The sequence below is a fragment of the Rickettsia endosymbiont of Villa modesta genome (assembly GCF_964026485.1).
In the GTDB taxonomy this organism is placed as follows: domain Bacteria; phylum Pseudomonadota; class Alphaproteobacteria; order Rickettsiales; family Rickettsiaceae; genus Rickettsia; species Rickettsia asembonensis.
This window is the reverse complement of the sequence record NZ_OZ032157.1, coordinates 1,405,771-1,428,869: the sequence shown is the minus strand read 5'-3', so window position 1 is coordinate 1,428,869 and position 23,099 is coordinate 1,405,771. Positions and strand designations below refer to the sequence as shown.

Sequence of the window (23,099 nt, the reverse complement as noted above, 5' to 3'; positions counted from 1 at the left end):
TTAAAATTTTCTTAAAAATATCGGTATTTTTAATTATTATTCACATAAGTTTATAATGAATTTATACAAGTGGATAATTAAGTGTAAAATTCGTTTATAGCTTAGAAAAGACTATTTTTTCAAAGGAAAATGAGATTTATTCACAATTTTATCCACAAACTATTTATTTAAAAGAAAATACACTAGATTTACTTGATTTAATAAGGATTTGAGGAAATTTTTAATAGAGTTTAATAGGAAAAATAATAAGTTATTAAAAAATTTATCCACAATTACATGTGTAAAGTATGACAAAGCTAATTATTCACTTGGTTTCAGACTCTTCCGTGCAAACTGCAAAATATGCAGCAAATTCTGCTCTTGCACAATTTACTTCCGTAAAACCAAAATTATATCATTGGCCAATGATTAGAAATTTGGAATTGCTAAATGAAGTATTAAGTAAAATAGAATCTAAACACGGGATAGTATTATACACGATTGCTGATCAAGAACTCCGAAAAGCTTTAACGAAATTTTGCTATGAATTAAAAATTCCATGTATTTCTGTAATAGGTAAGATTATTAAAGAAATGTCTGTTTTTTCAGGTATTGAAATAGAAAAAGAACAAAATTACAATTATAAATTCGATAAAACTTATTTTGATACGCTCAATACTATAGATTACGCCATAAGACATGATGACGGACAAATGCTTAATGAGTTGTCGGAGGCCGATATAATATTAATAGGTCCTTCTAGAACTTCTAAGACACCGACTTCCGTATTTTTAGCGTATAACGGTCTAAAAGCTGCCAATATTCCTTATGTTTATAATTGTCCCTTTCCTGATTTTATAGAAAAAGACATAGATCAATTAGTAGTAGGACTCGTTATTAATCCAAATAGATTAATAGAGATAAGAGAAGCTAGGTTAAATTTATTGCAAATTAACGAAAATAAAAGCTATACAGATTTTAATATAGTACAAAAAGAATGCTTAGAGGTTAGAAAAATTTGTGATCAAAGAAATTGGCCGGTAATTGACGTGTCGACTAGATCAATAGAGGAAACAGCAGCTTTAATAATGCGGATATATTATAATAGAAAAAATAAATATAATAAATAAAAAGATTTTCATTATTTACAAGTAGAGGTGAGTAATTTATAATTTTATTTATGCTTCTTCGTCATTGCGAGGAAAAATTGAAAATTTTGACGAAGCAAAATGTACTCTAGGTCATACCGTGGCTTGACCACGGTATCCAAAAAATAATTTATAGTATTAATTATTTTAAGATTTTTATGGGATCCCGCGATCAAGTCGCGGGATGACAACAGAAAAGCAGCATCACGCAACACATAGAGGATAAATATGGCAGATAAAGTAACGGATAGCTCTTTTAAAAAGGAAGTATTAGAATCGGATTTACCGGTACTGGTTGATTTTTGGGCAGAATGGTGTGGACCATGCAAAATGTTAACACCGATAATAGATGAAATCAATAAAGAATTAAAAGGCAAAGTAAAAGTACTTAAAATGAATATTGATGAAAATCCTAACATTCCTTCAGAATACGGTATTCGTAGTATTCCAACGATAATGTTATTTAAAAACGGTGAACAAAAAGATACTAAAATAGGTTTACAGCAAAAAAACTCTCTTTTAGATTGGATCAATAAATCTATTTAATAGTTATGTCACTTAGCCATTCAAAAGTATTTATAGAAATAACAAATGGTTATGTAGAAGGTATAGATACTCATAAAAGAGCTCAAGGTTTAAAGCATTTTTTCTTGAAAAAAGGGGTTTCTCTTTCTCCAAATATACCTATATTAAACGATATTAACTTTTCTTGCCAAGAAGGAGAAAAAATAGCTTTTATAGGAAGTAACGGTTCCGGAAAAAGCTCTCTTTTGAAGCTAATCGCCGGAATATATCCGTTAAAATCCGGTACGGTTAAAGTTCATGGTGATATTGCTGCAATTATAGATATGGGAGTCGGTTTTGAGCCGGAACAAACTGGTCGTGAAAATATAAAAATGTTGATGCTATATAGTAATATGTTAGATAAATATAGCAGGAAAATTGAAAAGGAGATTATAGATTTTTCGGAACTAGGTAATAAAATCGACTTACCGATAAAAAATTATAGTTCAGGAATGTTATCACGACTTGCTTTTTCTGTATCAATATTTCAAAATCCCCAAATTCTATTACTTGATGAAGTTTTTGCAGCAGGAGATAGCCGTTTTATAGAAAAATCTCTTAATTTAATGAAAAGTAAATTTAAAAATACCCCTATTTCGATAATAGTAAGTCATCAAGAAGAAATTATAAAAGATAATTGCGACAGATGTATTTTATTAAAAGACGGCAATATTATAGGTGATGGAACACCATCAGAAATGTTTAAAATTTATAATAGACTTTTTGGATAACCTACTTCTAAAGGTAATTTGTACGTCAATCCGGTACTCGAATCCTCACGTACGCTTTTGTACGCTACGGTTCTGTGTTCCGTGTTTCCTTCAAATTCCTCTTTATAAGATAGGTTATCCAAAAAGTCTAATGGAGAAACTCATAAATGATAAAGTATTTTTTTTCTAAAAAATACTGGCGGGCAATAGTATTACTAGTTAAAGCTTCTATAATTAGGCAAAATAAGGATTCTTTTTTAGGTTCTTTATGGGGCTTAATTCAGCCTTTTATTCACATAATGGTAATTTCATATTTTTTCGGTTTTTTATTAAGACAACCGAGAGAATTTATGGTAATGAACTTAGTCGGCGGTATTCCTTTATGGAGTTTTATAGTAAGCAGCCTAACGATTTGTTCAAGTTCTTTAGTTACACGTGATCAAATAATAAAAAAAGTTAGAATTTCTAAGACTTTTTTTCCTGTTGCGGATAGTTTAGGGCAATTATATACTTTAATTTGCTCGTTTTCGGCAATGTATTTTGCTTTTATTTTATTATTTCCAGAAAAATTTTTTTGGCAAATAATATTTATGCCGATATTAATTTTGCCCTTAATAATATGTGTGATTAGCGGTTCTATCGCAGTAGCATTTTTAACGCCGTATATTCGAGATATACCACAAATGTTGAGTGTTATTCTTGGAGTTATTTATTGGAGTATACCGATAGTTTATCCTTATTCACTAATTCCGGAATCTAAAAAAATATATTTTGAATTTAATCCGTTCTTTTTAGTTATAAGACCCGTACAAGCATTGGTGATTGACGGAACACTACCGGATATGATGCTGATAGTTAAGTCTATTATAGTTGCATTTATTACTGTTTGTATCAGTTATTTAATTTATAGACAATTTTCTAAAAGAGTTATTTATTACTTATGAAACTTGGTTTTAATCTAGATTTTAATGAATTAGATTTAACCGGACTTAAAAAATTAGATCAAATATTTTTAGATTATCTCTTTAAAGCCGATAAATCTCTGCATAAAGATTTAATGTTATTTAGATCGACTCCTCTCTCCATTATTCCACAAGATTATTCCGAATTTTTATTCAAAATCTCTCCTCATTTAGACGATTTTTTAGCAGAGTTATTTTGTATTTCAAAAGAAGTAACGATATCAAGGTTAAAACATAAAGATTTTGATATTATTTATGAATGTAAAAGAAAGTTTGTTCAGCGTGTTGCCGTAAAAAAATACCCACCGGAAAAAATAAAAGATATTGATTTTGAAGATTTGTATTTAAAGCTAACTGATTTAATAGGTACGAATTTTACCTCTAAAGAATTTGCCAAACAAATAATTATATGGCAACAGGACGAAGAGAATTTTGCCACAGAATTAGATGTAGCCGCTAAGTATGCAGCATGCAGGGTTTATTCGTGTGAGGGTGTCATTCCGCGGCTTGACCGCGGAATCCAGAAAGAATTTAAAAAAGACTGGATCCCGTGGTCAAGCCACGGGATGACAGTGGCAGATAACATCCTATTCAACCTCCCTCAAAAACTAGATAAAGAAAATCTAATAGATAATAAAAAAATATCTAAATATCAAAAGAATCAGCGATTAGATTTTGACTATACAGATTCTTTTTTAAATTTAGATGAAGCTTTAAACGATTCTCATTATTGTATTTATTGCCATAAGCAGGATAAGGATAGTTGTTCCAAAGGGATAAGTGTCATCCCGCGACTTGATCGCGGGATCCAAGAAAAAATTAAAAAAGACTGGATCCCGTGGTCAAGCCACGGGATGACAACCGGCTGCCCTTTAAAGCAAAAAATTTCTGAGATGAACTATGTTAAGGCACAAGGCTTTAACTTAAGTGCTCTTGCTATTATTGTTATTGATAATCCGATGGTTGCAGCAACAGGTCATAGGATTTGTAATGATTGCTCTAAAGCTTGTATTTACCAAAAGCAAGATCCGGTAAATATCCCGTTAATAGAATCAAATATTTTAGAAGAAACGCTTAAATTACCTTACGGTTTAGAGATATATCTACTTCTTACCCGCTGGAATCCGCTTAATATTTATGCTCCGCTTCCGAAAGAAGCTACTAATTATAATATTTTAGTTACCGGTCTTGGTCCTGCAGGTTTTAGTCTTAGCTATTATTTATTACGGTCAGGTCACAATGTCACGGCTATTGACGGCTTAAAAATTACCCCTTTACCTTTTAACGTTCATAAACCTATAAAATTTTGGCATGAATATAAAAATTTGTTATCGGAAAGAATACCGAGAGGATTTGGAGGGGTAGCGGAATATGGGATTACCGTTCGGTGGGATAAAAACAATCTTGATATATTGCGGCTGATACTCGAGAGAAATAACAATTTCAAATATTATGACGGAGTAGCTTTAGATTTTAATATAACGCAAGAACAAGCTTTCGATTTGGGTTTTGACCATATAGCTTTTTGCATTGGAGCAGGTCAGCCGAAAATTTTAGATATAGAAAATTTTGAAGCTAAGGGCGTAAAAACAGCTTCCGATTTCTTAATGACTTTGCAAAGCGGAGGAGCATTTTTGAAAAATTCTAATACTAATATGGTAATTAGAATGCCGATTGCGGTAATAGGCGGCGGCCTTACTTCCTTAGATGCAGCAACGGAAAGTGTATATTACTATAAAAAGCAAGTAGAGGAATTTGCCGAAAATTATATAGAAAAAGATTTAACGGATGAAGATAAAGAAATAGCTGAAGAATTTATTGCTCATGCAAGATTATTTAAAGAAGCTAAGAGTAATGAAGAATTAAGAAAGGTTTTTAATAAGCTTGGAGGAGCTACTGTTTATTATCGTGGAAGATTGCAAGATTCGCCGGCATATAAATTAAATCACGAAGAGCTAATATATACATTAGCACTTGGTGTTGATTTTAAAGAAAATATGCAACCTTTAAGGATTAATACAGATAAATACGGTCATGTGGAATCTGTGGAATTCAGTGTCATCCCGTGGCTTGACCACGGGATCCAGAAAAAATATCAGAATAATGTTATAGATCCCGTGGTCAAGCCACGGGATGACACTATGGTAATCAAAGCCAAAACCGTGATTATGGCAATCGGTATAGAAAATAACACTCAATTTGATGAGAATAAATATAGTTATTTCGGTGATTGTAATCCTAAATATTCGGGAAGTGTAGTGAAAGCTCTTGCTAGTAGCAAAGAAGGGTACGAGGCTATTAATAAAAGACTTACAAATAATGCCCCTAGCTTTAAAAATAGTTATAAAGATTTTTGTACACAGCTTGATTATTTGCTAACTTCTAGGGTTAATAAAATAAATATTTTAGATGATAAAACTTTTGAGTTGATAATTCATTCGCCGCTTGCTGCTAAAAATTTTAAGTTCGGACAGTTCTTTCGCTTACAAAATTATTCTGAAGATGCTTCTAAGTTAATAGAGCCGGTAGCCTTAAGCCCTACAGATATTGATGTAGAAAAAGATTTAATTAGCTTCATAGTTTTTGAAGTCGGTAAATCAACTAGCGTATGTAAAACATTATCTGAAAATGAGAAAGTAGTTTTAATGGGACCGACAGGCTCGCCGCTAGAAATACCTCAAAATAAAAAAATAGTTGTTGTTGATTCCGAAGTAGGTAATATAGGCTTATTAAAAGTTCTAAAAGAAAATAATAATGAAGTTATATTTTTTACTTATCCTAATATAAAAAACCATAAATTAACTTCTGTAGATATAGTAATAATTAATGCTTCTCCTGACATAATAGAAGAATTACAAAGCCTAAAAAATGAAATATTCGGTGAAAATACGGAGCTAATAGTTAGCGTTAATTTATCGATGCAATGTATGATGAAAGGGATTTGCGGACAATGTATTCAAAAAGTTAAAGGAGAGCAGAAATATATTTTTGCATGTATTTGTCAAAATCAAAAAGCAGAAATAGTTGATTTTAAGAGCTTAAAAACTCGTTTACGTCAAAATTCTTTGCAAGAAAAAATGCTCCGTCATTGTGAGCGACTATAGGCGTTGTTGTATGGCTCTTATGTCGTTCCTAGCTAAAAGCAGGAATCCAGCATAAATCGAGCTTTTAATTTCAAAAATTTACTGTATTTATAGTTTTTTTCTGGATTCCTGCTTTCGCAGGAACGACATTGGTACGTTCGTACACTACTTATAAATTCACTTCTCAAAACGACAAAATGCTCTACTACTATCTTGATTAAGAAAATCGATAATTTGCATTACTATAGAATTATTTTTATATTTCTCGGCAACTTGTTTAATACGTTCAGTAAAATTACCTTCACCTGAGAAGATTTCTTCGATAGCCTTTAAGGCACTTAAAGAGTCTGCTTTATCAAACCCTTTTCTATTCATTCCGATTAGGTTTAAGCCTTCAAGCACCGCACGTTTACTACTTACAAGCCCGAACGGTATTACGTTTGCCCCGACCGGTGATAGCCCGCCAATCATCGAATATTCACCGATTCTAACATATTGATGTACGGCAGATAGCCCGCCGATTATTGTGTAATCACCTACCTCAATATGACCTGCTAGGCTTACGTAATTAGCAAATACTACATTATTGCCGATTTTACAATCATGACCGATATGAACGCCGACCATAAATAAATTATTATTTCCTACTCTTGTCACCATTCCGCCGCCTTGGCTTCCTGCTTGTACCGTAACATATTCTCTAATAGTATTATTAGAGCCGATTATCGTGTTTGATCGCTCATTAGCATATTTTAAGATTTGCGGAGGTTGACCGATTGATGCAAAAGGGTAGATTACAGTGTTTTCACCGATTTCAGTAATCCTTTCAATTACTACATGAGATTTTAGCTCGACATTGTCATGAAGCACAACTTCAGGACCTATAATACAATACGGTCCAATTTTTACGTTTTTACCGAGCTTTGCCCCTTCTGCGATTAAACTAGTCGGATGTATATTAGAATTTGACACTATATCCCTTACGATTTATCTTTAATCATTGCGGTAAATTTACTTTCTGCAGCCATTTCACCTTCAACTGTAACCGTACTTGAAAATTTCCATACGTTAGCTCTTTGCTGCTCAATAACAGCGTGAATATGCATAGTATCACCGGGCTGAACGATTCTCCGAAATTTTGCATTTTCGATAGCCATTAAAAACACTTCTTTATTCTTAGTAGAGCCTAACGATTTAGCAACTAATATAGCAGCAAGTTGTGCCATAGCCTCAACCATTAGAACGCCCGGCATAACAGGTCTTGCCGGAAAATGTCCTGTAAATTGCGGTTCGTTAACGGTAACGTTTTTAATACCTTTTATTGATTTGTTAATATCAATTTCAAGTACCCTATCTACTAATAAAAATGGATAGCGATGAGGTATTAAATCCATGATTTCGGTAATATCTATGATCATTTATTTAGTATTTTATTTATTACATAGAGTCTGATGTCATTCCCGCGAAAGCAGGAATCCAGTACTTTAAAGCTTGTAAAAAGCTCTATTTGTCTAGCTTTGTGATGGATTCCTGCTTTCGCAGGAATGACATTGTGGTTCATACAATAAAACCATTTTCAATAGCAAACTACTTTTTTAATTTGCTATTAGAGGTCTTGACTAATTGTTTCATAATAATAGATTGTCTATGCCAATCCATGATAGGAACTGCAGGGCTACCGCCGACAATTTTACCTGCCTCTATATTTTGTGCTACACCACCTTGTGCCGCTACCTGTGTCCCGTCGCCTATATTTAGGTGTCCGGCAATTCCTACTTGTCCTCCAAGAGCACAATATTTCCCTATTGTGCTACTTCCTGCTATACCTGCTTGTGCTACGATAATAGAGCCTTTGCCTATTTTTACACCATGCCCTATTTGTACTAAATTATCTATGCGGCATAAATCTTCTATAATAGTATCTTGAAGCGAACCTCTATCAATAGTAGTGTTGCTACCGATTTCAACATTATTGCCGATTTTAACTATACCTATATGGAATATTTTATGATGTACGCCTTTTTCGGTAGAAAACCCAAACCCGTCCTGTCCGATTTTTGCACCTGCAAGTATTACTACCTCATCACCTATAATTGTATAATTTATTGAAACATGTTGTTCTATTCTAGCGTTTCTGCCGATATTTACGCCTCTACCTATAAAACTTCCGGCTTCTATAATACTATTATCACCTATAATAACATCGTCTTCAATAACTACATTGTGACCGATATAACAATTTTTTCCGATAGTCGCCGAATCTGCAATAATAGCGGATTTCATTATTTTAGCAGGGTATGATTTAATAGGAGTATAGAAAAAATCTATTAATTTGCCGTAAGCAAAATATGAATTCTCGGCATGTATTAAAACAGTATTTGAATTTGCTTCTCCTGTAAAATTTTTCGGTACTATACAAGCGGCGGCTTTGGTAGTTTTTAAAAATTCGGAGTATTTAGGATTGCTTAAAAAGCTAATATCATTTGGTGATGCTTCCTGCAGAATTTTAATATCATGAATAGCTATATCTTCATGAATCTTAGGAGGTTCTATAATATCGTGTACAAAATCTATAATTGCCGTTAGTTTTCGTGGTCCTAAATTTTTATAAAAATTACTACTTACCATATGAAACTTTAAGCAAATTAATCATTAGCGACAGTATATAAGTGATAGTTTTATTATGCAACAAAATTTATAAGACTAATTATCCCCGTAATGACCCCACATACGCAAAATTTTTATTTCTTTGGTTTCTTCATATACTTGATAAAATAATCTATGTTGTATGTTAATTCTTCTTGAATAAGCCCCATTATAAGCACCTACTAATTTTTTATAAGGAGGCGGATTTTGAAAGGGGTTATTTTGAATAATATGTAATAGATTTTGAATTTTATCGTTATAAATGGATTTACTTACTAATTTATAATCTTTGCGTGCAGCTTCAGTAAGGTATAAACTGTACATATTTACTTTAATTTTAAGATACTACATTTTTTAATAGGAGTATTTAGTCCCTTAATAATTGAGTCGCTTAATTCTTTATTAGAAGCAATAAATATTGTGTCTTGTATATCTTCCCAATCATCAGCCGAAATTAAAACTGCAGCATTTCGCTTACCCTTTATTAACGTAGGTTCATGACTTATAGCTAATTCATCAATTAACTTATATAAACTTTTTCTAGCTTCACTGGCAATTAAATATGTCATAAATTTATTTAATTAAGTATTAATAAGAATAGTACCACATGAAGTACCAATAGTCAACACTCGATGTCATTCTTGCGGAAGTGAGAAAGCGTTGTTGTGTGTATTGATAAAACCCACTGTGTCACCCCGTGGCTTGACCACGGGGTCCAGAAAAAAAATTAAAATACTAAAATTTTAGTATTTGTAAGCTGGATCCCGCGATCAAGTCGCGGGATGACACTGGAAAAACTGATCCACGCAGCCAATACCCCGCACGAATGACGTAAAATGAGTCATGCGGCAATACCAATTTTTAAAATTAATAATCATATTGACTTGTTTAGAGTTTTGCTTAGAATCATCTTGGAACAGCTAAGGTTGTTCTGGAGTGTAGAAACCTCCATCAACAGGCGGTAAAACCACCGTTAAATTGGTTTATTCCTCGATATTTTACGGTCGGGGAGGTAGTAGTCATGTTCAGGGCTTAGAGTATAACTTTAAGCCTAAAAACTACTCAGCTGTTCTTGTTGACGGTGTTTCTAACTCCCTGATCACCAATCGGGCTTTGAATTGGCTTCTTGGTGATCAAACTTGAATCATTTAAGTTTAATCAGGAGGACAAGCCGTTATGAACACTAAAACAGCAGAAGAAAAAATAGATATTATTGAACCGTATCTAGATTTTATCATTAAAGATAAAGATTTATTACATGCAATTTATCCGAATGGAATGGGTATGGTAAATATAGAACTTATTTTAGCTAAGAAACCCTATAACACATATGCTTACTATAAGTTAATCCGTACTTTATTCAAATTGCCATGCCGAAAAATTGTACTTATAATTGATAAACAACTTCTAAAAGCATCGCTTAGTTTATTTCGTTCAATTATTCTCGGTACTTTATCATATCTCAACTTAGTTAAAATTTTTATCTATGATGAGAGTGATTTTGTATTGAATATACGAGCTTTAAAAAGTAACGAAAATTACTTTTTGTTATATAAAATTAATTACTTTAAAAAACTTATTAATTGGGAGTAATTGAAAACACGTTCGATGTCATTCCCGCAAAAGCGGGAATCCAAAAAATAACTTCCATAATTTATATAGAAGCTACATATTTATTCCAAAGGCACACCCTCTACACCTCCTAATATTTTAGAAGTGTCATCTTGGGTCTTTTGATTATCAACTAAGCAATTAACATAGTTATTTAAATCAATTAGTTTTTTACTAATGATATTATTATTTGCAATATTTCCTATTTGTTTATCGAGTTTTAGTAAAGCAGCTTTATCATCTCCTAGCTTTTGTATCTTCTCAAATAAAACATCCAATGTTTTTTTGTTGGTATTAAAAACACTTTCTAGGTCTTTTAGAGAGTTTTCAATATCTTGTTTTGCTATATACCTCTAGTAAATGAAAAATTGTCAAAGAAGTCAGCAAGTGTTATTAAGTAAGAATGGATTTATAGAAAATTAACATCAGTAGAAAAAGAAGAATTAAAGCTTTACCATAGAAGCGAAAGGGATAAGAGGATTTGTGATAGAATCAAAGCTGTTCTCACGTATGATGATAGCTATAGTATTGATGAGATATCGAAAGTGTTATTACTGAGTGATGAAGGGATAAGAAAACATTTAATAGATTATCATAATGCTCAGAAGCTTAAGCCTGGAAATGGCGGTAGTGATAGTAACCTTACTAGACAGGAGGAAGCAGAGTTAATAGTTCATCTAGAAAATAATAATTATGTGTATGCTAGAGATATAGGTTTGTTCATAGAACGTCAATATGGAGTAATCTATACATTAGCTGGGGTAATCAAGCTGTTACACAGACTTGGTTTTAGTTATAAGAAACTTAAGTTAATTCCTGGAAAAATAGATTTAGCTAAGCAAGAGGAATTTAAGCTGCAATATAGTTTGCTAAAAAATAATTTAGCTAAAGATGAGTCTATTTATTTTATGGATAGTGTTCATCCTCAATACCAAACTCGAGCAAGATTTGGTTGGATTAGAAAGAATGTAGTTAAAACATTACCAAGTTTCAGTGGTTGGAAGCGTAAACATATTATTGGTGCTATTAATCTTAAGGATTTAGAGGTAGTAACAACTGACAATCCTAAGGTTAATGGTGATTATATTATTGAATTTTTAAAGGAATTAGAAGCAAATAATCAAGATAAAAGTAAGATTTATTTGATATGCGATAATGCTGGATATCATAGGTCAAAAAAGGCAAAAGAATATCTACAATACAGTAAAATAGAGTTACTATTTTTGCCAGCATATAGTCCTAATTTGAATCCAATTGAACGACTGTGGAAATTTATGCATTCTGTTGTAAGTAACAATAAATTTTATGCGAATTTTGAGACATTTACTGATTCTATACGAATATTTTTTGAAAATATTGAAAAATATAAAAATAAAATTTCTTCATTGGTAAATGACAATTTTCAAACCATTATTCCTAATCATTTTAACAACTCTTCATGTTGAAGAAGTATATTTTCGGAATACTTATCAATAACATAAATATTATCGTTAGACGTTCCAGGAATAAGCATTTGAGCAACCTCATCCATATCGTTTCTTATAGCCTTTTTTAGTGCAGAATCCTTGTGTTTATTATCAATAATATTAATTGCGTCATTAGACATTCTTGGAATAAGCTTTTTACAAACTTCTGTTAATTTTTTATCAGCTGCTAAAGTTAAAGCTGTATTATTTGTTTTAGTTATAGTATTAATTGTTTCGTTATACATTCTTGGAATAAGCATTTCGCAAGCTTTTCCAAAACCTTTAGAGGCAAGTAAGGTTAAATCTGTTTCACCTTTTTGCTCACCGGATAAAATATATTCTTCAATAATATTGATAGCTTCATTAGATATTTTTGAAATGAGTACCCCACTAACTTCTTCTAAACCTTGTTCAATAGCAGAATGTAGAAGAGTATTATGAGAAGCATTAGCCTTGTTGAATAACTCAGTATTTTGTATCTTTTCAATTAATTTTTTGGCTTCTATTGTATTTTTTTCTTTTATTGCTTTTGTTAATTTATCATATAATACTTCATCAGATTCTATTTCAAAAAATTCTTTTATATACTTCTTTAACTTGAAAAGTTGGAAAATGAATATTTAGATGAGCGAATAATCAATGTTCTTATGGATAATTAATATCTAATACTACCAATTCTTCAGGTAAAAGAAGTATACCTGCAAACATAATTTATCCTTATTAAACTTTATTATCTTATTAACTTAAAGTTAATTAACATTATAAAAATAAGTTTAGAAATGCAATAGATCTTTAATCGAAGATATAAAAAAGTGGGATTTAAATAAGAAGTGGTGGCCACGGCTGGAATTGAACCAACGACACAAGGATTTTCAGTCCTTTGCTCTACCGACTGAGCTACGTGGCCTTAATAATTAAATGTCATTCCCGCTTACGCGGGAATGACATTTTACTCAAGTAAAGAAATATAACTTAAGCTTATAATAGATTAATCGGCTTTTGTCTATTCTTAATTAGTAATATTAGACAAAAATATGGAATTATGATATTATAAGCGTTTATTTTTATAACGGTTTTTTTATGATCAAAATCGGCGATATAGAACTTTCTTCAAATGTAATTCTTGCTCCAATGTCTGATATTACGGACTTAGAATTTAGAAAATTGGTAAAAAGATTCGGTGCAGGGCTTGTAGTTTCTGAGATGATAGCAAGTCGGGCAATGGTTGTGAAATCTAGGCAGTCAATGCAAAAATGTGCTATCATGCATGACGATCCGACAAGTGCATGCGTGCAGCTGGCCGGCTGTGAGCCGAATGTAATAGCTGAAGCTGCTAAAATGAACGAGGATATGGGGGCAAAGATTATCGATCTTAATTTTGGTTGTCCGGCGAAAAAAGTAGTAGGCGGTTATGCAGGTTCGGCTCTAATGAGGGATGAACAGCTGGCAGCTAAGATTTTTGAAGTGACGGTTAAAGCGGTGAAGATTCCGATAACGGTTAAAATGCGTATGGGCTGGGATGATAATATGAAAAACGCTCCGACTTTAGCTAAAATTGCCGAAAATTCAGGGATTCAAATGGTCACCGTTCACGGTAGAACGAGATGTCAGTTTTATTCCGGTAATGCCGATTGGAATTTTATACGATCAGTTAAAGAAGCCGTAAAAATTCCGGTTATTGCTAACGGTGACATCACTAATTTTGCTAAAGCAAAAGAAGCCCTGCAAAAATCCGGTGCAGACGGTATTATGGTCGGTAGAGGAGCATACGGCAAACCTTGGCTTATTTCACAAATTGCACATTACCTTAAAACAGGTGAAGAAAAACCTGCTCCCTCTATAGCAGAGCAGCTAGATATCGTAACCGAGCATTATAACGCAATACTTGATTATTACGGCGAATCCGTGGGCGTACCTATTGCTCGTAAGCATATTGGTTGGTATAGTAGCGGCTTACCAAGTTCAGCAGAGTTTAGAGGTGCTGTTAATTTGATGAACGACCCCGCAGAGGTAAAAGAGAAAATTGCAGAATTTTATATGAGTGTTATGGATCATAGTACCGGATAATTTTCGCTTTATGTCATTCCCGCGGAAGCGGGAATCCAGCATAAAGCGAGATAAATCGAGCTTTTAATTTCAAAAATTTGCTGTATTTATACTTTTTTTCTGGATTCCCGCCTCCGCGGGAATGACATCGAGTAGGTTTTACAGGTCCACGCAATAATCCCTCACAGGGATGACAGCGAGGACTTTTTAAAAAATGTCCAGTACTATAGTTATGGAGACGAATAAATGAAAAGAATTTTAAGTTTTATTTTTATAATATTGTTTTTTAATTTAAGTTATGCAGACGAAAAAGCAGCAATTATAACTGATTATAAACCGGTATTTTTGCCTGTAATTGCTGAGAATAAAAAAATAAAAATCGCTATTCGTTCTTATTTAAATAATGAAAAATCATATTTCGTTTTAGTAGAACCGAATTCTTTTAAAACTGAGTTAGTCCTACAAGAATCGGTAATTTTACCTACGAATAAAACAGAAAAAGAAAATCTTCTAAAAAAATTAAATAAAACTCCGTATATTAAAGCTTTAAATAAATATAACTCTATATACTCCTACGAAATGAAGAGTGGTTATACGAAGATCAACTTGGAAAAGAGCAAGGAGTCTGTAAGCCGAGGAGCGGAGCGTATAATAATACGTGAGCATCCGAGGACTTACAAAGGCGACGTAGCCAATTTTTCAAGTTCATCGAGTATACAGCAAAATTACGGTGCTACGAGTAGCATGTATAAAGTAAAAGGGCAGTTCTTGACAATTGATATGTGTCCTTCTTCCAAAAGCTTTGAAGAAGATTTTTTTAAAAAGCTCGTAGAATTATCGAGCAAACTAAATAAACCTATTCCGATTGCTATATGTGTTTCAGGCTTATGGATTAATAAGCATACAAAAGAGTTCTTATGGTTATTAAAGCAACAAGAAAACGGTTATTTACAAATAACATGGGTTAATCATTCATTTAGCCATCCTTACTTTAAAGATAAACCTCTTGAAGATAATTTCCTTCTTTCCAATAAACAGGACTTTGAAAATGAAGTATTAGAAGCAGGAAAAATATTAGTAAGTTATAATATTGCTCCGTCACCTTTCTTTCGTTTTCCTGGATTAGTTTCTGATCAAACATTAATAGAAAAGCTAAAAGATTTAGGATTTATTCCGCTTGGTAGTAATGCTTGGCTTGCTAAAGGCGAAAAAGTTCAAGACGGCTCTTTTATATTAGTACACGGTAATAGTAACGAAAAAGCCGGAATAGATTTAATTATGCCGATGTTACCGGAATTAAAGTTACTTCCTATTGAAAAAGCGTTTTTATTATATGACAATTGATTGGTTAAATATTAATAATTGGAGAGTTAATGAATCAAGTAGTAAAATCGCCGGTAATTATAAATAAATACGGTAAACCAACAGTGGTGCTTATATCACATGAAGAATATGAGAAATTTAATCAGCTTGAAGATATATACTTCTTTTACCTGAAGAGTTGTTAAAATGATTAGGCACAATGGTTTGAAAATTGTCATTTACCAATGAAGAAATTTTATTTTTATATTTTTCAATATTTTCAAAAAATATTCGTATAGAATCAGTAAATGTCTCAAAATTCGCATAAAATTTATTGTTACTTACAACAGAATGCATAAATTCCCACAGTCGTTCAATTGGATTCAAATTAGGACTATATGCTGGCAAAAATAGTAACTCTATTTTACTGTATTGTAGATATTCTTTTACCTTTTTTGACCTATGATATCCAGCATTATCGCATATCAAATAAATCTTACTTTTATCTTGATTATTTGCTTCTAATTCCTTTAAAAATTCAATAATATACCTCTAGTAAATGAAAAATTGTCAAAGAAGTCAGCAAGTGTTATTAAGTAAGAATGGATTTATAGAAAATTAACGTCAGTAGAAAAAGAAGAATTAAAGCTTTACCATAGAAGCGAAAGGGATAAGAGGATTTGTGATAGAATCAAAGCTGTTTTCATGTATGATGATAGCTATAGTATTGATGAGATATCGAAAGTGTTATTACTGAGTGATGGGGAGGGATAAGAAAACATTTAATAGATTATCATAATGCTCAGAAGCTTAAGCCTGGAAATGGCGGTAGTGATAGTAAACTTACTAGACAGGAGGAAGCAGAGTTAATAGTTCATCTAGAAAATAATAATTATGTGTATGCTAGAGATATAGGTTTGTTCATAGAACGTCAATATGGAGTAATCTATACATTAGCTGGGGTAATCAAGCTGTTACACAGACTTGGTTTTAGTTATCAGAAACCTAAGTTAATTCCTGGAAAAATAGATTTAGCTAAGCAAGAGGAATTTAAGCTGCAATATAGTTTGCTAAAAAATAATTTAGCTAAAGATGAGTCTATTTATTTTATGGATAGTGTTCATCCTCAATACCAAACTCGAGCAAGATTTGGTTGGATTAGAAACGCGAATTTAGGATAAGGAAGAAGAGAAGCATGGAATAAGAATAAAGTATTTACAAGTTAAGAGTGTTGGGTTACTGAAGTTTTTCAACAAAAAAACAAGAACCCGACAATGAAAAAATGTATCACAACTTTATTTTATATACTAGACAATTTTTGTGAAATATATGAAGAATGGGAGAAGCAAAAATTAATACCAACAGATAGAAAACGCCGGAGAGAAGGGAATTTAAGCCTTTCAGAGCTTTTAACTATCGTATTATATTTTTATATATCGCCGTGCAAAGATTTTAAGAATTATTATTTATATCACTTATCATATAAATATAGAGGTTATTTTAAATTACCAAGTTATAGTCGAATAATACAATTATGGTCAAGATTAATTCTACCGCTTGGTTATAATGTTGCAACTATTTAGAGGAGAGGAAACAGGAATTTATTGCATAGATTCAACTAAATTATCGATATGTCATACAAAACGTACAAATAGCAATAAAGTATTTAGTGGTATACTTCTTTTACCTGAAGAATTGGTAGTATTAGATATTAATTATCCATAAGAACATTGATTATTCGCTCATCTAAATATTCATTTTCCAACTTTTCAAGTTAAAGAAGTATATAGCTAAAATAGGGATGAGTAGTTATGGATGGTTTATGGGGTTTAAGTTGCATATAGTAATTAACAATAAGGGAGCGATTATGGCGATCAAAATTACCAAAGCAAATAATAGTGATTTATCGGTAGCAGACGATATAACTGATGGATTACAAGGTAAACTCTTTGGTGATAAGGGATATATTTCTAAGGAATTATTTACTAAATTATTAGGTCGTGGATTACGCTTATTTACAGGAATTAGAAAAGATATGAAGAATCATTTATTGGAAATGGAAGATAAAATACAGCTTAGAAAAAGGTCGTTGGTTGAGTCAGTATTTAATGTCCTAAAAAATAATATGAATCTTGAACACTCAAGGCATCGATCACCTACTAATTTTTTAGTTCATATTCTAGCTTGTGTTAATGCTTTTAATATTACTAAAACTAATATTTTAAACTCTTTTTTCGATAATCTTAAACTCTTCTTATCCTAAACTGGCGTTAGAAAGAATGTAGTTAAAACATTACCAAGTTTCAGTGGTTGGAAGCGTAAACATATTATTGGTGCTATTAATCTTAAGGATTTAGAGGTAGTAACAACTGACAATCCTAAGGTTAATGGTGATTATATTATTGAATTTTTAAAGAAATTAGAAGCAAATAATCAAGATAAAAGTAAGATTTATTTGATATGCGATAATGCTGGATATCATAGGTCAAAAAAGGTAAAAGAATATCTACAATACAGTAAAATAGAGTTACTATTTTTGCCAGCATATAGTCCTAATTTGAATCCAATTGAACGACTGTGGAAATTTATGCATTCTGTTGTAAGTAACAATAAATTTTATGCGAATTTTGAGACATTTACTGATTCTATACGAATATTTTTTGAAAATATTGAAAAATATAAAAATAAAATTTCTTCATTGGTAAATGACAATTTTCAAACCATTGTGCCTAATCATTTTAACAACTCTTCATGTTGAAGAAGTATATATGATGTTACGACATCATCAAGAAGTAGCGGTTATAATTATGGCATGAGAGGTGCAGGTTCGTTATCATTTACAGAATTTTTTTACTTATTTTCTAGATTGCCACACAGCCTGCGGCTACTCGCAAGGCATTGTTGCGTGGATCGGTAAAACCCACTGTGTCACCGTTCGCTTGCTAACTAGGTCCATAAAAATAATAAACAAATACTAATAATTTTAGTATTTTAACTGGATCCTGTGGTCAAGCCACGGGATGACAGAGGTGAAATTGATCCATGCAACAATGCCTGCTCGCAATGACAGGGTGGTATCCACGCAATAATGCTAGAAGCCAAGGATTGCATCAGTTTTGTGAAAAATACTCTCACTTTTAACAAAGGTTTCGTAACGTTTTACTATTTCGGTTATGGTTCTATATATAACTTCCAAAAAGTCAATTAAACTTTACTTCAGGTGGTAGCGACATTAATATTGCTTCAACATTTCCATCGGTCATTAAGCCGAATTTAGTACCGCGGTCATATAGCAAATTAAATTCTACATATCTACCCCGCCTTATAAGTTGGTATTCTTTCTGCTCAGTTGTCCAAGGTAAAAATAACTTACTTCTAACGATTTCAGGATATACCGACAATAAAGCCCTACCTACATCCTGCGTGAAGGCAAAATCCTGTTCAAAATTACCGCTATTTAAGTAATCATAGAATATTCCGCCTACTCCTCTCGGCTCTTTTCGATGCTTTAGATAAAAATATTCGTCACATTGCTTTTTAAATTTAGGATAATAGCTAGAATCATACTTATCGCACGCTTCTTTAAAAGCTACATGAAACTTTGCAGTTTCGTTTTCTTCCGGATAAAAAGGTGTTAAATCGCCACCGCCGCCAAACCAACTTTTAGAAGTTTCTATATAACGAGTATTAAAATGCATAGTGGGAATTAGTGGAGATTTAAGATGTGCGACTAATGAAATGCCTGTTGCAAAGAATTTCCCGTCTAGCTCTGCTCCTGGGATTTCACTACGAAATTCGGGAGAAAATTCACCGAATACGGTAGATATATTAACCCCGACTTTTTCAAATACTTCTCCTTTCATGAGAGACATAATACCACCACCACCGCCATTACGTTGCCAGCTTGTACGTACAAACTTAGCCGGTTTTAAACCTTTTGTCTGTGCATATTCTTCTTCGATTTTTTCAAATTCTTTGCACAATAAATCACGTAAATTAGTAAACCAATTACTTGTTATTTCTTTATTTTCTATTTTCATAATTATTAAGCAACGATTTAATTACTTTCCTCATCATATACATAATCACTAAAAATACAGCAGCAATGATCATGATATAAAAAGCCGGAGCATAAAATAAGCCTGTATGCTCTACAAGCCAACGAGAAATAATAGGTGAAGTTCCGCCGAATATCGCTATCGCAAAATTGTAGCTGAAAGCAACACCGGTAAATCTTTGTTCTGCCGTAAACAAGGATATAACGAATATATAAGCCGTACCTGCTATACTTCCTGCGAGCATACCAAGCATTGTAAGAGCTATAATTTGTTGCCACATCTCTTCTGCTGACATAAGTAACATGGTCGGTAAAATCAATATCAAAATAGCAGTACCAACAAGCATTGCCATTTTAAATTTTCCGATAATATCGGCAGTACCGCCGGCAAGCGGCATCGCTATCATTGCAATAAATGAACTATACGCTAAATATGATAAAGCAATAGTATTACTAAGGTGCATTACATTATAATAGAAAACATTTATATAAGTTTTTACTAAATACATAACACTGCTAGCAATAGCACCTATACACATAGTTAAAAACATCGATCTCCAAGCAGTTCTAATTACATTGGAAAAAGGTGCGTTAAGAACTTGTTTCTTTTTCTCAAGCATTTTAAAAATCGGTGTTTCCGATACACGTAATCGCAAGTAAAATCCGGCAAGACCCATAAATCCACCAAGCAGAAAAGCAAAACGCCAAGCAAAATCTATATGAGAAAAATAACGTTCAATTATAATACCGATAAATGTTGCAATTAACGTACCGGCAATATTTGAACCATGTACTAACCCTGCCGTAAAACCGGCTCTTAAGTTTTGACGATGTTCAAGGATAAAAATAGCCGCTCCCGTTCCTTCACCACTAATACATAAACCTTGAATAAGCCGCATTATAACTAAAGTTATAGGGGCATAAATCCCAATACTTGCATATGAGGGTATGAGACCCATAACAAAGGTCGGAATAGTCATACCTAGCATCGAGATTATTAAAGCGATACGTCTACCGTATCTATCACCGATATAACCGAATAATATACCTCCTATCGGTCTTGTCAGAAAGCCGACCGCAAATACTCCAAGGCTTAGAAGAGTTTTAATGAATTCTGATTCACCTGGAAAAAAAACTTGTCCAATAATCAACGAAAAAACTGAATATACCGTAAAATCATAATATTCGAGTACATTACCTGAAATAGCAGATAAAAAAATGAACTTAGACCTATTCATCGGGCTTTAAATAACTTAATTACTAATTAGTTATTATAGACGAATTCCATCATTTATAAAGTGTAAAGTGTTAAATATGATTTATTTAAACTAATTGAGATAAGAAAGTTTTTGCCGGCACAATTACAGGATGATTATAATTGAAGCAATCAATTTCCTTATATTCCATATTAAATACTACTTGAAAGGCAAAAGGGCAATTTAAAAGTTCTTGAAAGGAAGTGTTGAGAGATAAGAAATTAAGTAGAGAATTATAGGAAGGATATTTTTTTGGAAGAAATAGTGTTTAAAATTAAGATAATTTTTGTTCAGTATACTTCTTTAACGCGAATTTAGGATAAGGAAGAAGAGAAGCATGGAATAAGAATAAAGTATTTACAAGTTAAGAGTGTTGGGTTACTGAAGTTTTTCAACAAAAAAACAAGAACCCAACAATGAAAAAATGTATCACAACTTTATTTTATATACTAGACAATTTTTGTGAAATATATGAAGAATGGGAGAAGCAAAAATTAATACCAACAGATAGAAAACGCCGGAGAGAAGGGAATTTAAGCCTTTCAGAGCTTTTAACTATCGTATTATATTTTTATATATCGCCGTGCAAAGATTTTAAGAATTATTATTTATATCACTTATCATATAAATATAGAGGTTATTTTAAATTACCAAGTTATAGTCGAATAATACAATTATGGTCAAGATTAATTCTACCGCTTGGTTATAATGTTGCAACTATTTAGAGGAGAGGAAACAGGAATTTATTGCATAGATTCAACTAAATTATCGATATGTTATACAAAACGTACAAATAGCAATAAAGTATTTAGTGGTATACTTCTTTTACCTGAAGAATTGGTAGTATTAGATATTAATTATCCATAAGAACATTGATTATTCGCTCATCTAAATATTCATTTTCCAACTTTTCAAGTTAAAGAAGTATATAGCTAAAATAGGGATGAGTAGTTATGGATGGTTTATGGGGTTTAAGTTGCATATAGTAATTAACAATAAGGGAGCGATTATGGCGATCAAAATTACCAAAGCAAATAATAGTGATTTATCGGTAGCAGACGATATAACTGATGGATTACAAGGTAAACTCTTTGGTGATAAGGGATATATTTCTAAGGAATTATTTACTAAATTATTAGGTCGTGGATTACGCTTATTTACAGGAATTAGAAAAGATATGAAGAATCATTTATTGGAAATGGAAGATAAAATACAGCTTAGAAAAAGGTCGTTGGTTGAGTCAGTATTTAATGTCCTAAAAAATAATATGAATCTTGAACACTCAAGGCATCGATCACCTACTAATTTTTTAGTTCATATTCTAGCTTGTGTTAATGCTTTTAATATTACTAAAACTAATATTTTAAACTCTTTTTTCGATAATCTTAAACTCTTCTTATCCTAAACTGGCGTTATCAAGGTCAAAATTTTTATCTTTCATGTTATTTTTCTTTACAGCACAAAGATGCACTTCTTGCCTAGTTGCTGTATCTTTGGTAGACTTTGTACAATATGCTTTATCTACATATGCAGCACCGGAGCGTGGCATAACGTGTTTAAAACCTTTGCTATCAGTAACATTTGCAGAGGTAACTGCAACCTTATTAATAATCCCTGATTGGATATCAACGCTAACATGTTTTTTATAACCATACCAAAACTTATTACCTCCTTTACAACCAATTTTAGCTTGTTTATCATTCGCAACTTTGGGCAAAGTCTCATTATTTAGCTTGTCATATTTTTGCTTCCTCAACTCATCACGTTCTGTCCAAAGACTAGCTTTTGAGATCAAATGAGAGGCATCTACAAAGGTAAATACCTCGCTCATATAACTTTGCTTTCGTAGTTGTTCTCTAAAGTTTGCAAATATTTTTGATAGTAAGTTAGTACCTATTTTCTTACGTATTTTACTAAACACACTATAATCTGGAGTCGTCTCTGTAAGAGCAAAATCACAAAACCATTTGCCGGCATTACTATCAGCCAAATAACGTTCTGATTCTCGATCAGATAAGTCTTCCATAAATTGCAGAAGTAAACATTTAAATAACCTCAATGCTCCATAGCCTTTATAATTAGCTTCAGTTTCTATCGCTAATAACTCTCTTGCAACTGCTTTGAAATTAAATTAACTTTTAAATTTACGATATTGATGTTCCGGGCTAACTAATTCATCTAAACTGACCATTGTTATTTGATGCTCTGACATTTTTTACTATAATGGACTGAAAAATCAAGACAAGATTTTGAGCAATTTACTTGGTAA

General features: G+C 32.1%; 24 protein-coding genes, 1 tRNA gene and 3 pseudogenes. 14 read left to right on the top strand and 14 right to left on the bottom strand.

What is annotated here, in order from left to right; genetic code table 11:
- Positions 1-287 precede the first annotated feature (287 nt).
- Positions 288-1,109 (top strand): pyruvate, water dikinase regulatory protein, encoded by an 822-nt coding sequence (locus AC5584_RS08135; RefSeq protein ID WP_499216436.1) that lies wholly within the window; start codon positions 288-290, stop codon positions 1,107-1,109.
- A 44-nt stretch (positions 1,110-1,153) separates the two neighbouring features.
- Here the strand turns inward: AC5584_RS08135 and AC5584_RS08130 are convergent, their stop codons facing one another.
- Positions 1,154-1,342, bottom strand: coding sequence for a palindromic element RPE4 domain-containing protein (locus tag AC5584_RS08130; RefSeq protein ID WP_499216435.1), 189 nt, complete (start codon positions 1,340-1,342; stop codon positions 1,154-1,156).
- Positions 1,343-1,355: 13 nt separating this feature from the next.
- Between AC5584_RS08130 and trxA the strand changes: the two genes are divergently transcribed.
- Together trxA and AC5584_RS08120 are read left to right on the top strand one after the other, a co-directional pair.
- Positions 1,356-1,673, top strand: a complete 318-nt coding sequence (gene trxA / locus AC5584_RS08125) for a thioredoxin (protein WP_499216434.1) — start codon at positions 1,356-1,358, stop codon at positions 1,671-1,673.
- Between the two features lie 5 nt (positions 1,674-1,678).
- A complete protein-coding gene (locus AC5584_RS08120) occupies positions 1,679-2,422 on the top strand; it encodes an ABC transporter ATP-binding protein (protein WP_499216433.1) in 744 nt (247 codons plus the stop codon).
- Here AC5584_RS08120 and AC5584_RS08115 read toward each other — a convergent pair.
- Positions 2,401-2,544, bottom strand: a complete 144-nt coding sequence (locus tag AC5584_RS08115; protein ID WP_499216432.1) for a palindromic element RPE1 domain-containing protein — start codon at positions 2,542-2,544, stop codon at positions 2,401-2,403. The genes AC5584_RS08120 and AC5584_RS08115 overlap by 22 nt on opposite strands.
- A gap of 24 nt (positions 2,545-2,568) precedes the next feature.
- Between AC5584_RS08115 and AC5584_RS08110 the strand changes: the two genes are divergently transcribed.
- On the top strand, positions 2,569-3,345 hold the full coding sequence (locus AC5584_RS08110) for an ABC transporter permease (RefSeq protein WP_499216431.1): 777 nt from the start codon (positions 2,569-2,571) through the stop codon (positions 3,343-3,345).
- Positions 3,342-6,467 carry an FAD-dependent oxidoreductase gene (locus AC5584_RS08105; protein WP_499216430.1) on the top strand — a complete coding sequence of 1,042 codons (3,126 nt, stop codon included), beginning with the start codon at positions 3,342-3,344 and terminating at the stop codon, positions 6,465-6,467. The genes AC5584_RS08110 and AC5584_RS08105 overlap by 4 nt, the downstream gene beginning before the upstream one ends.
- Positions 6,468-6,623: 156 nt before the next feature.
- Here the strand turns inward: AC5584_RS08105 and lpxA are convergent, their stop codons facing one another.
- The 5 genes from lpxA to AC5584_RS08080 form a co-directional block, all read right to left on the bottom strand.
- Positions 6,624-7,418, bottom strand: a complete 795-nt coding sequence (gene lpxA, locus AC5584_RS08100) for an acyl-ACP--UDP-N-acetylglucosamine O-acyltransferase (protein WP_499216429.1) — start codon at positions 7,416-7,418, stop codon at positions 6,624-6,626.
- 8 nt (positions 7,419-7,426) lie between these two features.
- Complete coding sequence (gene fabZ / locus AC5584_RS08095) at positions 7,427-7,864, bottom strand: 3-hydroxyacyl-ACP dehydratase FabZ (protein ID WP_499216428.1); 438 nt, start codon at positions 7,862-7,864, stop codon at positions 7,427-7,429.
- Positions 7,865-8,033: 169 nt separating this feature from the next.
- Complete coding sequence (gene lpxD / locus AC5584_RS08090) at positions 8,034-9,074, bottom strand: UDP-3-O-(3-hydroxymyristoyl)glucosamine N-acyltransferase (protein WP_499216427.1); 1,041 nt, start codon at positions 9,072-9,074, stop codon at positions 8,034-8,036.
- Positions 9,075-9,149: 75 nt separating this feature from the next.
- Positions 9,150-9,416, bottom strand: coding sequence for a Txe/YoeB family addiction module toxin (locus AC5584_RS08085; protein WP_499162429.1), 267 nt, complete (start codon positions 9,414-9,416; stop codon positions 9,150-9,152).
- Between the two features lie 2 nt (positions 9,417-9,418).
- Positions 9,419-9,661, bottom strand: coding sequence for a type II toxin-antitoxin system Phd/YefM family antitoxin (locus AC5584_RS08080; protein WP_499216426.1), 243 nt, complete (start codon positions 9,659-9,661; stop codon positions 9,419-9,421).
- Positions 9,662-10,268: 607 nt separating this feature from the next.
- On the opposite strand from AC5584_RS08080, the gene AC5584_RS08075 reads away from it, so the two are divergent.
- Positions 10,269-10,685: a hypothetical protein gene (locus AC5584_RS08075; RefSeq protein WP_499216425.1), complete on the top strand. Its 417-nt coding sequence runs from the start codon at positions 10,269-10,271 to the stop codon at positions 10,683-10,685.
- 80 nt (positions 10,686-10,765) lie between these two features.
- Here AC5584_RS08075 and AC5584_RS08070 read toward each other — a convergent pair whose 3' ends face one another.
- Positions 10,766-10,981 (bottom strand): hypothetical protein, encoded by a 216-nt coding sequence (locus AC5584_RS08070; RefSeq protein WP_499216424.1) that lies wholly within the window; start codon positions 10,979-10,981, stop codon positions 10,766-10,768.
- A gap of 129 nt (positions 10,982-11,110) precedes the next feature.
- Here AC5584_RS08070 and AC5584_RS08065 point away from each other — a divergent pair, with 129 nt between their 5' ends.
- Positions 11,111-12,148, top strand: coding sequence for an IS630 family transposase (locus AC5584_RS08065; RefSeq protein ID WP_499217057.1), 1,038 nt, complete (start codon positions 11,111-11,113; stop codon positions 12,146-12,148).
- On the opposite strand, the gene AC5584_RS08060 is transcribed toward AC5584_RS08065, so the two are convergent.
- The gene (locus tag AC5584_RS08060; RefSeq protein ID WP_499217056.1) at positions 12,124-12,504 is read right to left on the bottom strand and encodes an ankyrin repeat domain-containing protein; all 381 of its coding nucleotides are present in this window, start codon (positions 12,502-12,504) and stop codon (positions 12,124-12,126) included. The genes AC5584_RS08065 and AC5584_RS08060 overlap by 25 nt on opposite strands.
- 496 nt (positions 12,505-13,000) lie before the next feature.
- Positions 13,001-13,076: transfer RNA gene (locus AC5584_RS08055), tRNA-Phe, on the bottom strand.
- Positions 13,077-13,249: 173 nt separating this feature from the next.
- Here AC5584_RS08055 and dusB point away from each other — a divergent pair.
- The 3 genes from dusB (at position 13,250) to AC5584_RS08040 (ending at position 15,723) form a co-directional block, all read left to right on the top strand.
- Entirely contained in the window at positions 13,250-14,236 is a 987-nt protein-coding gene (dusB, locus tag AC5584_RS08050; protein ID WP_499216423.1) for a tRNA dihydrouridine synthase DusB, read from the top strand.
- 225 nt (positions 14,237-14,461) lie between these two features.
- Entirely contained in the window at positions 14,462-15,559 is a 1,098-nt protein-coding gene (locus AC5584_RS08045; RefSeq protein WP_499216422.1) for a palindromic element RPE5 domain-containing protein, read from the top strand.
- 29 nt (positions 15,560-15,588) lie between these two features.
- Positions 15,589-15,723, top strand: coding sequence for a type II toxin-antitoxin system prevent-host-death family antitoxin (locus AC5584_RS08040; protein WP_499216421.1), 135 nt, complete (start codon positions 15,589-15,591; stop codon positions 15,721-15,723).
- Here AC5584_RS08040 and AC5584_RS08035 read toward each other — a convergent pair.
- Positions 15,677-16,060 carry a transposase gene (locus tag AC5584_RS08035; protein ID WP_499217055.1) on the bottom strand — a complete coding sequence of 128 codons (384 nt, stop codon included), beginning with the start codon at positions 16,058-16,060 and terminating at the stop codon, positions 15,677-15,679. The genes AC5584_RS08040 and AC5584_RS08035 overlap by 47 nt on opposite strands.
- A gap of 353 nt (positions 16,061-16,413) precedes the next feature.
- Here AC5584_RS08035 and AC5584_RS08030 point away from each other — a divergent pair, with 353 nt between their 5' ends.
- The 3 genes and pseudogenes from AC5584_RS08030 to AC5584_RS08020 form a co-directional block, all read left to right on the top strand.
- Positions 16,414-16,698 (top strand): helix-turn-helix domain-containing protein, encoded by a 285-nt coding sequence (locus AC5584_RS08030; protein ID WP_499216420.1) that lies wholly within the window; start codon positions 16,414-16,416, stop codon positions 16,696-16,698.
- A 93-nt stretch (positions 16,699-16,791) separates the two neighbouring features.
- A pseudogene (locus tag AC5584_RS08025) lies at positions 16,792-17,780 on the top strand (IS982 family transposase).
- 51 nt (positions 17,781-17,831) lie between these two features.
- Positions 17,832-18,275, top strand: a pseudogene (locus AC5584_RS08020) (IS630 family transposase); the annotation flags it as partial.
- Between the two features lie 442 nt (positions 18,276-18,717).
- On the opposite strand, the gene hemF reads toward AC5584_RS08020, so the two are convergent.
- Together hemF and AC5584_RS08010 are read right to left on the bottom strand one after the other, a co-directional pair.
- Positions 18,718-19,557: an oxygen-dependent coproporphyrinogen oxidase gene (hemF, locus tag AC5584_RS08015; protein ID WP_499216419.1), complete on the bottom strand. Its 840-nt coding sequence runs from the start codon at positions 19,555-19,557 to the stop codon at positions 18,718-18,720.
- A complete protein-coding gene (locus tag AC5584_RS08010; RefSeq protein WP_499216418.1) occupies positions 19,541-20,812 on the bottom strand; it encodes an MFS transporter in 1,272 nt (423 codons plus the stop codon). Before AC5584_RS08010 ends, hemF begins: the two co-directional genes overlap by 17 nt.
- 434 nt (positions 20,813-21,246) lie before the next feature.
- Between AC5584_RS08010 and AC5584_RS08005 the strand changes: the two are divergent.
- A pseudogene (locus AC5584_RS08005) lies at positions 21,247-22,235 on the top strand (IS982 family transposase).
- Here the strand turns inward: AC5584_RS08005 and AC5584_RS08000 are convergent.
- Complete coding sequence (locus tag AC5584_RS08000) at positions 22,227-22,925, bottom strand: transposase (RefSeq protein WP_499217054.1); 699 nt, start codon at positions 22,923-22,925, stop codon at positions 22,227-22,229. The pseudogene AC5584_RS08005 and the gene AC5584_RS08000 sit on opposite strands and share 9 nt — an antisense overlap.
- Positions 22,926-23,099 lie beyond the last annotated feature (174 nt).